Annotated in this window: 13 protein-coding genes; 11 read left to right on the top strand and 2 right to left on the bottom strand. The window is 56.6% G+C overall.

Features of this window, described 5'->3' with window-relative positions; genetic code table 11:
• Window positions 1–64: 64 nt before the first annotated feature.
• Window positions 65–424 (bottom strand): sporulation initiation factor Spo0A C-terminal domain-containing protein, encoded by a 360-nt coding sequence (locus BQ5353_RS08430; RefSeq protein ID WP_054331439.1) that lies wholly within the window; start codon window positions 422–424, stop codon window positions 65–67.
• 355 nt (window positions 425–779) lie between these two features.
• Here BQ5353_RS08430 and BQ5353_RS08425 point away from each other — a divergent pair, with 355 nt between their 5' ends.
• The 5 genes from BQ5353_RS08425 (at window position 780) to BQ5353_RS08405 (ending at window position 4,271) form a co-directional block, all read left to right on the top strand.
• Window positions 780–1,319 carry a nitroreductase family protein gene (locus BQ5353_RS08425; RefSeq protein ID WP_321164292.1) on the top strand — a complete coding sequence of 180 codons (540 nt, stop codon included), beginning with the start codon at window positions 780–782 and terminating at the stop codon, window positions 1,317–1,319.
• Window positions 1,320–1,332: 13 nt separating this feature from the next.
• Window positions 1,333–1,581, top strand: coding sequence for a helix-hairpin-helix domain-containing protein (locus tag BQ5353_RS08420; protein ID WP_071427860.1), 249 nt, complete (start codon window positions 1,333–1,335; stop codon window positions 1,579–1,581).
• A gap of 28 nt (window positions 1,582–1,609) precedes the next feature.
• Window positions 1,610–1,813, top strand: a complete 204-nt coding sequence (locus BQ5353_RS08415; RefSeq protein WP_054331437.1) for a YwbE family protein — start codon at window positions 1,610–1,612, stop codon at window positions 1,811–1,813.
• A gap of 55 nt (window positions 1,814–1,868) precedes the next feature.
• Window positions 1,869–2,459: an MBL fold metallo-hydrolase gene (locus tag BQ5353_RS08410; protein WP_054331436.1), complete on the top strand. Its 591-nt coding sequence runs from the start codon at window positions 1,869–1,871 to the stop codon at window positions 2,457–2,459.
• Between the two features lie 183 nt (window positions 2,460–2,642).
• Window positions 2,643–4,271 (top strand): carboxylesterase family protein, encoded by a 1,629-nt coding sequence (locus BQ5353_RS08405; RefSeq protein WP_071427858.1) that lies wholly within the window; start codon window positions 2,643–2,645, stop codon window positions 4,269–4,271.
• A 90-nt stretch (window positions 4,272–4,361) separates the two neighbouring features.
• Here the strand turns inward: BQ5353_RS08405 and BQ5353_RS08400 are convergent, their stop codons facing one another.
• Window positions 4,362–6,992 carry a translation factor GTPase family protein gene (locus tag BQ5353_RS08400; protein WP_071427856.1) on the bottom strand — a complete coding sequence of 877 codons (2,631 nt, stop codon included), beginning with the start codon at window positions 6,990–6,992 and terminating at the stop codon, window positions 4,362–4,364.
• A gap of 364 nt (window positions 6,993–7,356) precedes the next feature.
• Here BQ5353_RS08400 and BQ5353_RS08395 point away from each other — a divergent pair, with 364 nt between their 5' ends.
• The 6 genes from BQ5353_RS08395 to BQ5353_RS08370 all read left to right on the top strand — a co-directional run bounded on the left by BQ5353_RS08395 (window position 7,357) and on the right by BQ5353_RS08370 (window position 13,161).
• Window positions 7,357–8,457, top strand: a complete 1,101-nt coding sequence (locus tag BQ5353_RS08395; RefSeq protein WP_054331433.1) for a serine hydrolase domain-containing protein — start codon at window positions 7,357–7,359, stop codon at window positions 8,455–8,457.
• 650 nt (window positions 8,458–9,107) lie between these two features.
• The gene (locus tag BQ5353_RS08390; protein ID WP_071427854.1) at window positions 9,108–10,181 is read left to right on the top strand and encodes a hypothetical protein; all 1,074 of its coding nucleotides are present in this window, start codon (window positions 9,108–9,110) and stop codon (window positions 10,179–10,181) included.
• Between the two features lie 15 nt (window positions 10,182–10,196).
• On the top strand, window positions 10,197–10,940 hold the full coding sequence (locus BQ5353_RS08385; RefSeq protein WP_071427852.1) for a class D sortase: 744 nt from the start codon (window positions 10,197–10,199) through the stop codon (window positions 10,938–10,940).
• Window positions 10,941–11,126: 186 nt separating this feature from the next.
• The gene (locus BQ5353_RS13075) at window positions 11,127–11,378 is read left to right on the top strand and encodes a hypothetical protein (RefSeq protein ID WP_071427851.1); all 252 of its coding nucleotides are present in this window, start codon (window positions 11,127–11,129) and stop codon (window positions 11,376–11,378) included.
• Window positions 11,347–12,660: a helix-turn-helix domain-containing protein gene (locus tag BQ5353_RS08375; protein ID WP_071427849.1), complete on the top strand. Its 1,314-nt coding sequence runs from the start codon at window positions 11,347–11,349 to the stop codon at window positions 12,658–12,660. The genes BQ5353_RS13075 and BQ5353_RS08375 overlap by 32 nt, the downstream gene beginning before the upstream one ends.
• Window positions 12,661–12,696: 36 nt before the next feature.
• Window positions 12,697–13,161 carry a helix-turn-helix domain-containing protein gene (locus tag BQ5353_RS08370; protein ID WP_071427848.1) on the top strand — a complete coding sequence of 155 codons (465 nt, stop codon included), beginning with the start codon at window positions 12,697–12,699 and terminating at the stop codon, window positions 13,159–13,161.
• Window positions 13,162–13,456 lie beyond the last annotated feature (295 nt).

Genomic DNA, 13,456 nt, shown 5'->3' with positions numbered 1-13,456 from the left:
GGCAATTTTTTACCCCCGGCGGCTCAAAAAGCCTCCGGGGGCAGCTGGGATGGGACTCCCCGAACTAGACCTTCACCAGTTCGGCAGGCTGCTCCTTCTCCTTTTTCTGGACGTACCTGTACAGGTAGTAGAGCATGTCCTTGGGATAAGGCTTGTACTCTGGTTTTTCCTCTAAGATCTCTTTGAGAATTTTGGGGTTGCCGTTGTACCACATGTCATCTACCACTCTAGCTACCGATCGCACGAGAACGTCCCGGCTGACATCCAAATCCCGCGCAGCTTGGCTGTAGATCTTGGACATCAGTTGGCCGGAAGGGAAGACGTCCTGCTGCAAAATAAGATCCATCACATGCAGGAACCTTTGATAGCTGATGTTTGCCACATGTCCCCCAAGCCGGAGCAAGGTCTGTTCTACAAGATTCATTGAAAAAACCTCCTTATTTACTTTATTTTTTAAGGGTACTAGAAATTGACGGCTTTGGAGAGATAAGGACAAAACTACACAAAGCTTGACCAAAAGAAAAGAACATTTGCAGTAAGATACCAGAAAAACCAAGCAGTTATGCCAAAGTGGAACCACTCCCCTTTTTTTCAAGGAATTGGGGGAAACCCTCCTGCCCCACGGCGGCCCCGGTATTTTTCCAATTTAAAAGAGATTTGTGATATACTATGTAGGTAGAGTATACTGAGCCATCGGAGAAAAAGCACACCTATTCTATTATACAAGGGGCAATTTTGAATTGAATCTATACTGTCATTCGACAAAAAAGGAGGATATTATGGACTATTTTAGCCTGATCTCCCAGCGGGAGAGTTGCCGGAACTACGATCCCAACCGCCCGGTCTCCCACCAACAATTGACCCGCTGCCTGGAGGCGGCCCGCATCGCCCCCTCCGCCTGTAACAGCCAGCCCTGGAGTTTCGTGGTGGTCAACCAGCCGGAGCTCTCGGCCCAAGTAGCCGAGTGCCTTCAGGGACTGGGGATGAACAAATTCAGCGAAAACTGCCCCACCTTTATCGTGGTGGTGGAGGAAAAAGCCACCCTCTCGGCCCGGCTGGGCGGCATGGTCAAAAGCCAGGAATACGCCTCCATCGATATCGGTATCGCCACTGCCCACCTAGTGCTGGCCGCCACCGAGCAGGGACTTTCCACCTGCATCATGGGCTGGTTCCATGAGGGCAAGTTAAAGAACCTTCTCCCCATCCCCAAGGAGAAGCGCATCCGGTTGGTGATCGGCGTCGGGTACGCCGCAAAGGAGGGGCTGCGGCCCAAGAAACGCAAATCCCTCCCGGAGATCGCCACCTTTTTGGAGTCGTAAGGGGGAATTTCCCATGAAAACGGAACTGCGGACCATCCCCTATGTGGGCGAGGCCACCGAAGCCTCCCTCCTCTCCCTGGGCTACACGACCATAGCCTCCCTCAAGGGGGCGGACCCTCAAGAGCTCTACGACCGGGAGTGCCTGCTGACCGGTGTGAAAATAGACCAGCTGTACCTCTACCGAATGATTGTCTACTACGCAAATACCCCCAATCCGGACCCGGAAAAGCTAAAATGGTGGGTCTGGAAAGATTTGGATTAAAGAATCAGCCAAAAAGGAGGTTTTTCCTATGGATGGCAAAACACGAAGCAGTATCTCCATTGGCGCTCTGGTGGACATTGTTTTGAAAAAAGACCAGCCCACCGGCAAATTAACCCGAGGCCATGTCAAACGCATCCTCACAAACAGCCCCACCCACCCCCACGGCATCAAAGTGATGCTTCGGGAAGGGGATCAGGTGGGCCGGGTACAAGCCATTTTGGAAGAGGACTAAACGGAACCCCATCCCAAGACGCAAAAACCATTTACGGATAAAGGAGGAACGCCTTATGGCAAAACTGCTGTACCAAGGGCACGGGAGTTTCCGCATCACTACAGATGAGGGCAAGGTAATCTATGTGGACCCCTTTGCCGGAGAGGGGTACGACCTGTCCGCTGACGGCATACTGGTCACCCACGGCCACTACGACCACAATAAGCTGGAACTGGTCACCCAAAAGCCCGGCTGCCAGGTAATCACTTATCAGGAGGCCCTAGAAGGGGGCATCTACCACACCTTCCCCCTCTGTGGGATGGAGGTGGAAGCAGTGCCCGCCTACAACAAAAATCACAAAAAAGAGGAGTGCGTCGGGTACATCCTCCGTGTGGATGGGGTGACCGTCTACGCCGCTGGGGACACCTCCACCACCGACGCTATGGCTGGGTTTGCCGCCCGCCGCCTGGACTATGCTCTTCTGTGTATGGACGGCATCTACAACATGGACCGGGAGGAGGCCCAAAAATGCGCCCGGCTCATCGGGGCCAAGCACAACATCCCCATCCACATGAAGCCAGGCGGGCTGTTTGACGAGGAGATGGCCAACGCTTTCGACGCCCCCGGCAAACTTGTGGTCCGCCCCGGTGAGGAAATAACTCTCTAATGAAAAAATCTCCTCCTTTCGGAAGGGGGAGATTTTCAACTTCGCAGGGGTCCTCTTCAGCTGCTGCCGGAAAATTCCACCCGGGATTGTACAAACCGCCCAATCCTTTGGGGACGGTTTGAAAGCTTGTGGGGAATGTGCTATTCTTGGGGGGACATCAATTTGAAAGAAAAGAGGGAGACTATGGAACATCCATCCAATCCCCTGCTCCGCCAGGTGGCCTCCGGCTGGCTGGAGGGCATCCGTTCCCCAGAGCACAGCGTCCTTTGCTGGCTGGGTATCCCCTACGCCGCCCCACCGGTAGGCCCGCTGCGCTGGCGCGCCCCCCAAGACCCGATCCCCTGGGAGGGCATTCGCCCAGCCAAACAATTCGGCCCCGTTTCGGTGCAGAAGCAGGGAACCGCCGTCGTCGGCAGCGAGGACTGCCTCTACCTCAACGTCTTCCGTCCCGACACCCAGGAGACCCTTTCGGTGTTCTTCTTCATCCATGGGGGCAACAACCAGACCGATTCCGGCCAGTTGATGGACGGTCCGCTGATGGCCGACGCCCTGCACGCCGTGGTGGTCACCATCAACCTGCGGCTGGGCGCCCTGGGCTGGCTGAACATCAAGGCCATCCGCACCGGCGACCCCTTGGAAGATTCCGGCAACTTCGGCCTGCTGGATATCAAAAAAAGCCTCTCCTGGGTCCATGAAAACATCCAATCCTTTGGCGGCGACGCCGGCAACCTGACCGTCTGCGGTTACTCCTCCGGCTCCCGGGACCTATTGTGCATGCTGATCTCCCCCCTGTTCCGGGGCAGCTTTTCCCGGGCGGTCACCTTCAGCGGCGGCTTTACCACCACCGACCCGGAAAAAGGGGCTTCCATCGCCACCAAGGCCCTGGGCCGGCTTGTGGTGGAGGACGGCAAGGCCCCCGACCTGCCATCGGCTGCCGCCTGGCTGGATTCCGCCTCCCCTGAAGTGCGGGATTACCTGATGGGGGTGGACGCCCTGCGCTTCGGCCCTTTGATGGCCGGGGCCGCCATCCGCATGGCGGTGTTCCCCCACCTCTTCGCCGATGGGGCCACCATCCCCAAGGAGGGGTTCCAGGTGCTTGCCCGGGGGGAATCCTATCAGGTGCCGATGATGGTCCTCAGCGGCGGCCATGAATTCACCGCCAACGCCAACAGCGACCCAGCCTTCCAGGGCGCGGACTTCACCGACCCCCAGGTGGTGGAGGAATACCGGTTTGTCACCCGCTACGGCAGCGCCCTGTTTGGGTACATCAATGGGGAGCAGAATGCCAAAGCCTTCTCCGCCCAGCTGGGACAGCCCCCCGTTTACGCAGGCCGGTGCCTGTGGGGGATGAACCCGGAGGTCACTGGGGAACTGGGCTCCATGCGGATGGGCGGGGCCCACGGCCTGGATCTCTTCCTCACCATGGGGATTGAGCGGCCCTCCTACGCGGTGACGCCGGAGGTGTTCACCTCCCGGAACCGTCCAGGCAGGGAGGCCCTAGCCCAGGTGTACCGGCAGTATCTCTCCAACTTTGTCCACACCGGAGACCCCAACGGGGCAGGGCTCCCCCAGTGGGAGCCCTGGGATAACCGGGAGGGCGGACCTAAGCTGCTCCTTTTGGATGCAGACAACACCGCCCCGGTGGTGAGGATGACTGCCGATTGGGTGGAAGAGGAAAAAATCTTCCAGGAGATTCTCGCCGACTGCACCCTCCCTGAGGACCGCAAAACCTTTTTGATGGAGCATGTCCTCAACGGGCGGTTCTTCAGCGACAACCTGGACCCCTTCTGGGTGAAAGCAAAGCAGGGATAACCATCCCTCAGGATTTCCACCCAAATACAATCTAAGGGGGAGCGCAGCCAAATTGGCTGCGCTCCCCCTTTCTCTTTTCCCCAACCGGGGTTATTTTTTTGTGTTGGCGCCGCCCATCGCCCGGTCCAGGGCGTCCTTGACCGCCAGGTTTTTCCCGCTGCGGGCAGCTTTGGTCAGGATGGTGGAAATCTGCTCCCCAACCTGTTCCACCTCCGCCCGGAACAGGTCGGCTGACACCCGGATGGCCCCATGGCCCAGTATGATCAGCTGTTCCAAGTTGTCCGAGGTGGCAACCCGCACCTTGTGGCGCTTGCCGATCTCATAGGTGGCTTTTTCGATGTAGGCGTCGGCGGTTTCCGCCTCCTTGGTGTAGACCACATAGATGTTGTGGAACCGGCTCACCTCCCCGGGGTTTCCGGGGACTTTGTAGGCGTCGAACACCAGGATGACCTCGCACTGCCGGTACCCCTGGTAGTTGCTCAGCAGGTTCATCAGCAGCTGGCGGGCGGTATCCAGGTTGTCCTGGGCGACTTTTTTCAGTTCTTCCCAGGCGAAGATGATGTTGTACCCGTCCACCAGGAGGTACTCCCGCCCCCCTTCTTGAGGTGCCGTCTCCCGCCGGTCCCAAGGGTTTTGTCCCCGCTCCCCCCGGGGGAGGATGTCCTTTCGCTTGATGGGGCCATAGGTGCGCTCATAGATGGCCTGGAGTTCCTTGTCCAGCTCAAAGATGGTGGCGGCAGGTGCAGATGGAGCGGACGGGACGGGCTGGGAAACCGGTTCCGGATCCTGAGACACGGAAAACCCGGTGTGGACATGCATGTGTTCCCGAACCTGGTCCCACTTGACCACAAAGCCCGCCCCATGGCTGCAAAACACCGAATCCGGCGGGTTGTCCAGATCCCGCTCCGGGTCGTATCCGACAGCCTCTATGACCTCCTGCTGGTTGTGGCAGGGCAGGTACCCTGCCGGGACGCAGGTCAGCTTCCCCCGGCCCCGCGTGTAGGAGGCGACCTCCATGGCGTAGCCCTGAAAGCCCGCCACCGGCGCGATACCGGTCAGAAGGGCGGCCTCCCCCAGGGTCTCCGGCGGGTCCGCCTCCCCGGCCATCCGCTGGATGTCTGACATGGCCCGGCCCAGGGATTCGGCGGGGATCTCCAGCCGGAACCGGTACCAAGGCTCCAAGAGGACGCTTTCGGTGCTCATCAGCCCCTGGCGCACCGCCCGGTAGGTGGCCTGGCGGAAATCCCCGCCCTCGGTGTGCTTTTCGTGGCCCCGTCCGGCGATCAGGGTGATTTTCATATCGGTGATGGGGGAGCCAGTGAGCACCCCCAGGTGGGTTTTCTCCTCCAAATGGGTTAAAACCAGCCTCTGCCAGCCGCGGTCCAGCACATCTTCGCTGCACACAGAGGCAAACTGGAGGCCGCTGCCCCGCTCCCCCGGCTCCAAAAGCAGGTGGACTTCGGCGTAATGGCGCAGGGGTTCAAAGTGGCCCACCCCTTCCACCGGGCGGGCGATGGTCTCCCGGTAGACGATGTTCCCAGGGCCGAAGGAGACAGGAAGGCCAAACCGCTCCCCGATCAAACGCTGGAGCACCTCCATCTGGACCTCCCCCATCAGCTGGAGGTGGATCTCCCCTAGGGCCTCGTTCCAGGAAAGGCGCAGCTGGGGCTCCTCCTCCTCCAGCTGAGAGAGCTTTTGCAGGGCTGTGTGGGGGTCCATCCCCTCGGGGAGCAGCAACTGGTAGGTGAGCACCGGCTCCAGAAGCGGGGCTTTCCCCCCTTCCTCCCAGCCCAGCCCTTCACCGGGATAGGTCTTGCTAAGGCCGGTCACCGCGCAGACTGTCCCCGCCAGGGCCTCCTCCACCATCTGGTATTTGGCGCCGGAGTAGAGGCGAACCTGATCCACCTTCTCCTCCCAGCCTTCCCCGCCGGTGAGCAGGGCCTTCACCTTTAGGCTCCCCCCGGTGACCTTCATGTGGGTGAGGCGGTTCCCCTGGGCGTCCCGGGAAATTTTATAGACCCGCGCTCCAAACTCGGTGGGGTAGGCCGGGGACTGGGTGTATTCCTCCAGCCCGGCGAGGAATTCATCCACCCCCTCCAGCTTGAGGGCAGAGCCAAAGTAACAGGGGAACAGCCTGCGCCGCGCGAGCAGGGAGCGGATGGCCTCTTTCCCCACCTGGCCCTCTTCCAGATATTGGGCGAGGGCATCCTCATCGCAGAGGGCGACAGCCTCCCACAAGGCGTCCCCTTCCAGGCCGAAGTCCACGCACCCCTCCCCCAAGCGCCGTTTCAGCTGGGAAAGAAGGGCCTCCCGGTCAGTCCCCGCCAGGTCCATTTTATTGACAAACAAAAAAGTGGGCACCTGGTAGCGTACCAGCAGGTCCCACAAGGTCTGGGTGTGTCCCTGTACCCCGTCGGAACCGCTGATGACCAAAATAGCATAGTCCAATACCTGGAGGGTGCGCTCCATCTCGGTGGAAAAATCCACATGCCCCGGAGTGTCCAGCAGGGTGATCTCCGCCGTTTGCAGCGGCAGTACCGCCTGCTTGGAAAAGATGGTGATCCCCCGCTCCCGCTCCAGGGCATCGGTGTCCAAAAATGCGTTTTTATGATCCACCCGGCCCAATTTTTTCAGCGCCCCACTGCGGTAGAGGAGCCCCTCCGACAAGGTGGTTTTCCCCGCGTCCACATGGGCCAGGATGCCAACGGCCAATCTCTTCATAACCTTCGTTCACCTAACCGGCCCGGGTCTACCCGGGCCCTTTTCTTCGATCTTTCCCCATCTTTGGGATCTGTAAACAGCGCCGCGCCGGCCCTGTTCCACCAGGGGCCGCCTTGCCGCAAGGCGCTTCGCCTGAAAGGGATTTCTTCCCCAATAACCGCTCTGCGGTTATTGTAGCACAAATCCGCCCATCCCACAACGGGAGGCGCCGGGCAGCTCTCCCCTGCCCGCGGGAATATAAGGCGGCAATCTCAAGAGCGGTCAGGAATTTGGCTGGGGTTCACAAAAAATTCACTTGCCTTAGAGCTGGCTCTAATCTGTAAAATAACCATATTAAAGCTAAGAAAAAGGGGTTGCGATGACGATGAAAAAATGGCTGTGTGTTTTGTGCGCGTTGCTTTTCCTGCTGGCAGGCTGTTCCCAGCCGCAGGGTGGAGAGGGGGACTCCCATGGCGGAGACTCTTCTTCCCAGGAGGAATCTTCGCCGGAAGAGAACGGCCGCTGGGAATTTGACCTGCCGGAAAACCACGATATGGACCCGCAGCGGCTCCAACTGCTTCACGAGGCGCTGGCGGACTCGTCGGTCTATGCTATGGTCACAGCCAAAGATGGGGTCATTGTGGATGAATTTTATCAAACGGGTTATGATGAAACCAGCGTTTTCCCGCTGCACTCCTGTTCCAAATCCTTTACTGGGGCCCTTGTGGGCATAGCAATCCAAGAGGGGCTCTTGGGCGGGGTGGACGACCTGCTGTCCGAATACCTGCCCCAGGTGCGGGAGCTAGGGGACCAAGGCAAGGGGCAGATCACCCTGCGCCATCTGCTGACCCATACCTCCGGGCTGGAGTGGTACGAGTGGGGCGGAGGCGCCAGCAATTGGATAGAATTCCAGTCTTCCCCCAACTGGGTGGAATATATTTTAGAACGGAATTTGGTTGCCCAACCCGGCAAGCAGTTCAACTACAGCACCGGCAACACCCACCTGTTGGCGGCTGTCCTCCAACAGGCCACTGGAATGAATATGCTGGACTACGCCAAACAGGTGCTCTTTGATCCTCTGGGCATAGAGAGCGTCCAGTGGGGGACCGATCCTCAGGGTATTGTGGACGGAGGCAATGGGATCTCCATGACCGCCCGGGATGCCGCCCGATTTGGACAGCTATATCTGGAAGGCGGCCTTTGGAACGGGGAGCAGATCATCCCCCAGTGGTGGCTGGAAGAGTCCACTACCGCCCAAAACAACGGCGCCGGGGACGGGACCGGCTCCTACGGCTACCAGTGGTGGATCCGCTCCTTCGGCGAGGGAAGGTATGACACCTACTACGCCTTTGGCGCGTGGGGACAATATATTTTTGTGGTGCCAGAACTGGATCTGGTGACGGTAATCGCCAGCCATTACCCAGAAAACAGCTACGCCCCCCGCCCCTATTTCACCGATTATATCTTGGCGGCTTGCCGGGGCTAGGTGGAAAATGCAGCATCTCCTCTCTTGGGAGAGGCTTCACAAGGGGTTTATCCTTTCTCAATAAAACAGTCTGCCGGAATTATCCAGCAGGCTGTTTCTCACTATATGTTTCAGCTGAGCCTGTTCAGCCTGGTGGTGTGAAAAATGACGGCCCCCGACGGCTACATTGAGCATCCATATTGTCTGTGACTTGGAAATCCGGGCACAAAAAAGTGTGTGCATCGAAACCGATGCACACACTGCTGGTTGCGGAGGCAGGATTTGAACCTACGACCTTCGGGTTATGAGGCATGTGTTTTGTCTATTTTTCACATGCTTTAGTGCAAATAACAGGTTTTGTATTCACCGTTTAGCACAAAAAAAGCCCGTTGTTTCACCGCAACCACAGTCTTTCAGTGATTGAACATGGTATTTTTTTTAATCCCGCCACGCAACATAAGAAAGGTAAACGGGTAAGCAGCAGAGCATTTTGCTTTGCTGCTTTTTTTATTATAGCCACCAAGCCCATGCAGATAAACAACAATTTTGTTACGAAGTTGCATCAATTTTGAGAATAAAAGGAGGCGTCGAAGATGGTTCTCACGATCTGCCGCGGCCCATAGCCAGCAGATGAAAATGAAGCACAGAAAACAGTAAGGAGGTTTGAGAGCATGAAAAGCTATACGCTCAAGGTGCTGTGTGCCGCGGTGATCGCGGCATCTATGACAGTACCAGCCAGCGCCCAGCCTGTCTCCCCCATTTCCAGCCCAACACAGCTCGTTTCGTATGCAGCGGACTCCGAGGATTCAAGCGTGGCCGTGACGGTCACAGACGGAGTGATGGGGTACACGGCGGAGGATACCGAGAATGAGGAATCGGAGTCGGTGCCTGAAGAAACGGAGGAAAGCAGCTCCGATGAAAACACCACTGTATCACGGACCGGCTATTACCCATTCCAGATCCAATATGATGAGCAGAACGGCGACCCCATTGTTATCAAGTCTTTCCGCATTCCGGTCAATGTAGACCCATCTGTTCTGGTGGAAACAGACTGGGAGGAGAATGGCTATAAGTATACCAAGACCGAAATCTTGATGGACGAGCCGGAGCAGATCGTAGAGGAAAAGACAATCGCCGAGCCGATCACCGTCACCACCGAGGATGACGATGAGGAATCTATCCGCGCCGCCCTGGAACCGCTGATGGACTATAACGAAGGCGGTTTCTCCGGCACCCTGACTCTGGATTATGATTCCATTTCCACCGAGGCCACCGACACCGAGAGCTATTCCTACCCCATCCGCAAAACGATCGAGGTCAACAACCTGTCTGATAACGACTACGCCTACCTCGATAAGGAGATGAACGGCCTGACACTGCAGGGTGCCGAATGGGAGCTTCAGAGCCCTGTACAGCGTGCGGATGACCTGATCCCCGGATCGTACACCGCCTATGCTACCTACACCGGAACCGGCTATGGCACCCGGGCCACCAGCTATACCAGCACCGCCTACTATACCGGAACCGTCAAGAAGGTCACGGACGGCGACATGATTTGCTCTATCGTCTATCGCGGCGTTGGCACATTCCCCTGGGCGGGCGTCTTTGCCGGCCTGGGTCTATTGGCGCTGGCAGCTGCGGCTGCGGTTCTGGTGATGCGCGGGATCATCGTCATCCCGGCACTTGCCGCCTGGCGGAGCCGCCGCAAAGCTGACGACTCCAAGCCGCCGGTAGAAATCCCATAAAAAGGAGGAACGCTTATGGAAACAAAACGGGCCTGGATGCCGCTTTCAGCCGGCCTGATCCTGATTCTGGCTTTTTCCATGTTAGTTGCCCTGACGGGCTGCTCCACTGATGAGGAGGGCTCCGATACGCTGGATATGACGCCTTCCGTCACCCAGGAAGAACTGGAAAAGGAGATCAATCTGGATGAAGCGGATTTTGTCACCGCCGAAGATGGTGAAGTAACGATCGGCATGTCCGCGCAGGGAGACGGCAGTGCGGACGGCATCCGCACGGAGCTGTCGCCGGATGAAGTCTGGGCTGACAACGAGGTTACAGGATCGGATAACTTTACGCTGCCCTCCGCTGTCCAGCTGGAGGACGGCAGCCTGGGGCAGCTTTCGATCCCGGCCATCGGCCTGACCGTACCGATCTATGAGGCGGAAAACAATGAGCTGGAGGCAATGGTCAACGGCGTCGCCCACTTCGCTGAAACCTCCAGTTGGGATGGAAATGTTGGCCTGGCTGGCCATAACACCGGCGTCAATACCTACTTCCAGGATCTCTATAAGCTCCAGCCCGGCGATGAGATCATCCTGACCACCGCCCTCGGCACCCGCACTTATGAGGTTTCTATCAGCAAGGAGATTGATGAAACCGACTGGAGTATGCTGGACCGCACGGAGGACAACCGGATCACCCTGATCACCTGCGTCAACCACGACCTTACCAAGCGGCTGTGCGTACAGGGCATCGAAGTAGAGACCCAAGAAGCGGAATAAAATTTATAAACGAAGACGGCAACTTTCTTCAAAATGCCGGGATATTCACCCGGCATATATGGGAAGGCTGGAGCATCACCGGAGGTTCGATTCCTCCGCTTCCCCCTATTTTGTCCTCACAGATAAACTCAGTGGGGCTTTTTTGTTGCATAAAAGGAAAACAAACACCGAAAAGGAGGCGGCTTTATGGCTCGTGGGAAGATAATGGCTCGTATGTGTGAAGATGTACTGGTCACTACGGGGGGTGGCCTGATGGCCATTGAAAAAGGCCGCTGCGGAGAAGTGCTTAGAGAAACCAAAAAAGGGACAATTACGGTGCTGCGCGTCGATGGGACGGTCATCTCATTGCCAACCGGCATCCTCGAAATTGTTCCGCCAGAAACGGACAAAGACGGAGGACAACCAAATGGAAGACAAGCTGATTGTCGCAGGAGTTAAAGAAAAGGGTTATGGTGAGATCTATAAACATGTCATGAGGGATCCTAAACTGCCCTTGACGGCCAAAGCCCTGTATGCGTATTTTTGTTCTTATGCCGGCGGGGGGACCACTGCTTTCCCAAGCCGGGACAAGATCATGGAGGATCTTCACCTGGCAAAAAATACGTTCACAAAATACCTGAACTGCCTGTTGGAAGCGAAGTACCTCGCCCGCCATCGGACGGCTGCAGGCAATGTGTATGAGATTCTGCTCGCCATCCAAGGCAAAGATGGTCAGATAATGAATCTCGAATCAAAGGGATGGGGAAATGTCCCCAAATTTGCCATGCTGGATGCGCGGCTCACGGTGGCGGCAAAAGGAATTTACGCCTATCTGTGCTCCTATGCTGGAGCCAGTAATACGGCCTGCCCAAAGAGAAGTACCATCCTGTATGAGCTTGGAATCAACTCTCAGAAATACTATCAGCACTACAAGCTGCTGGTAGAACTGGGATATATCACCCCGATTCGCGGAACCGATGAGAAGGGGCGGTTCTCGTCCTCGACCTATGTGCTCAATACTGTTGTCGGCGTGGACCCAAGTATCGACCCGAAAGAGATTCGGAAAAGTACGTCGGTAAGCCGTAAAAACGACCCATGTCGCAAAAATCACTGCACAGTGGAAAATCAGGATTCCACAGACTTTTCCACCGCCATGTCGCAAAAATCACTGCACCTTGATGATGCTATGTCGCAAAAATCACTGCATGAAGCAATGTCGCAAAAATCATCGTCAGGAATCTTGCGTCATCCTAATAATAATAACAATCCACATAATAAACAAATCCTATCTTCTAACGAAGATAGGGATAGGATAAGTAACATCCGCGCACGCGCGCGCGAGGTTTCTGAAATCCCACACCCCGCCACTCCGAAAGAAGCGGTTATGGAACTGATCCAGTACGAGCGAATCTGGAACGGCTGCCAGGGCACGCTGATCCTCAAGAGGATCCTGAACCCTGGTCTTACCCAAGAGGAAGAGACTGCCTATCTGGACGGCTGCCGGAAAATCGTCAATGAAGTGGGGCGCCAGTTGGTTTCCCTCCTCTACGGCAAATCGGATTATGTCAAGGTGGGCGCACAGGCTTACGAGCGTACCGCTCTCCGCCTGAAACTGGAGGCTGCCATCGGCCGGAATCCCCAGGTGTTGTTCGAAATGGTCACACAGATGGCGGATAACCTGTCGAACATTCGGATTTTGCCTTCCTATGTGCGGAAGTCCATTATGAACCTGGTAGCCTAACATAGCGCGGGGGTCAATGAAAGGAGTCAATAGACTATGTTTGTATGCAAAAGGTTGGAAGAGCTGAGAAAGAAATTCCATTATTCTTCGCAGGATTGCGCTTATCTCCTGAAGATCAGCCGCAACAAATACGAGCAGATCGAGGCCGGAAAACTCCCGCCCAGCTGTGCCGAAGTCCTGCGGATGGCGAAAATCTTCAGTGTCACCACCGACTATCTCATGGGGATGGATCTCACAGAAGACGACGCTGACTACTGCATCAACGACAAGGAAGACGATGATTTTGTGGTGCGGCTGACCCGCCTGATGGCATACAACAACGAGGATGTGAACAGCATTGCCCTCGTTATCCAGAAAAGCCCTGCCTCCATTTACGCCTGGAAGAGCCGCCGCTCCAATCCTGACATCAAGTCGGTCATCAAGCTGGCGAAGCACTTTGGCTGCAGTACCGACTATCTGCTGGGCGTAACTACTCAGCGGCAGCTTCAGGTGGTGTCGTGAGGATTCCCCCTGCCTTATACTCTTTCGAGAATCAACGCTGAGGCCGCCAGAAGGCCGCTCCTGCTTCGCAGGCTGTAAGCAAGCCTCTTACCCCTTCTTAGGAGCGCACGGCCCTCAGAGGCACCGCACGGGGCCTGTTTGAAGGGGTGCTCGTTGAATATGGACAAGAAGGCAAGCGTGTGGTAGTATCGTATTGGATATTTGCACAAAATTCCAATACGATAAAACCTTTTTCGCGTTGCCAGTGTCAAAGGGGTGTGCAACAAAAGCGGAGGCTTGTGGAGTATCTGCATAT

Origin of the sequence: Merdimmobilis hominis, assembly GCF_900104615.1 — a bacterium.
GTDB classification, from domain to species: Bacteria; Bacillota; Clostridia; order Oscillospirales; family Ruminococcaceae; genus Merdimmobilis; species Merdimmobilis hominis.
This window is presented reverse-complemented; position numbering and strand designations above follow the sequence as displayed.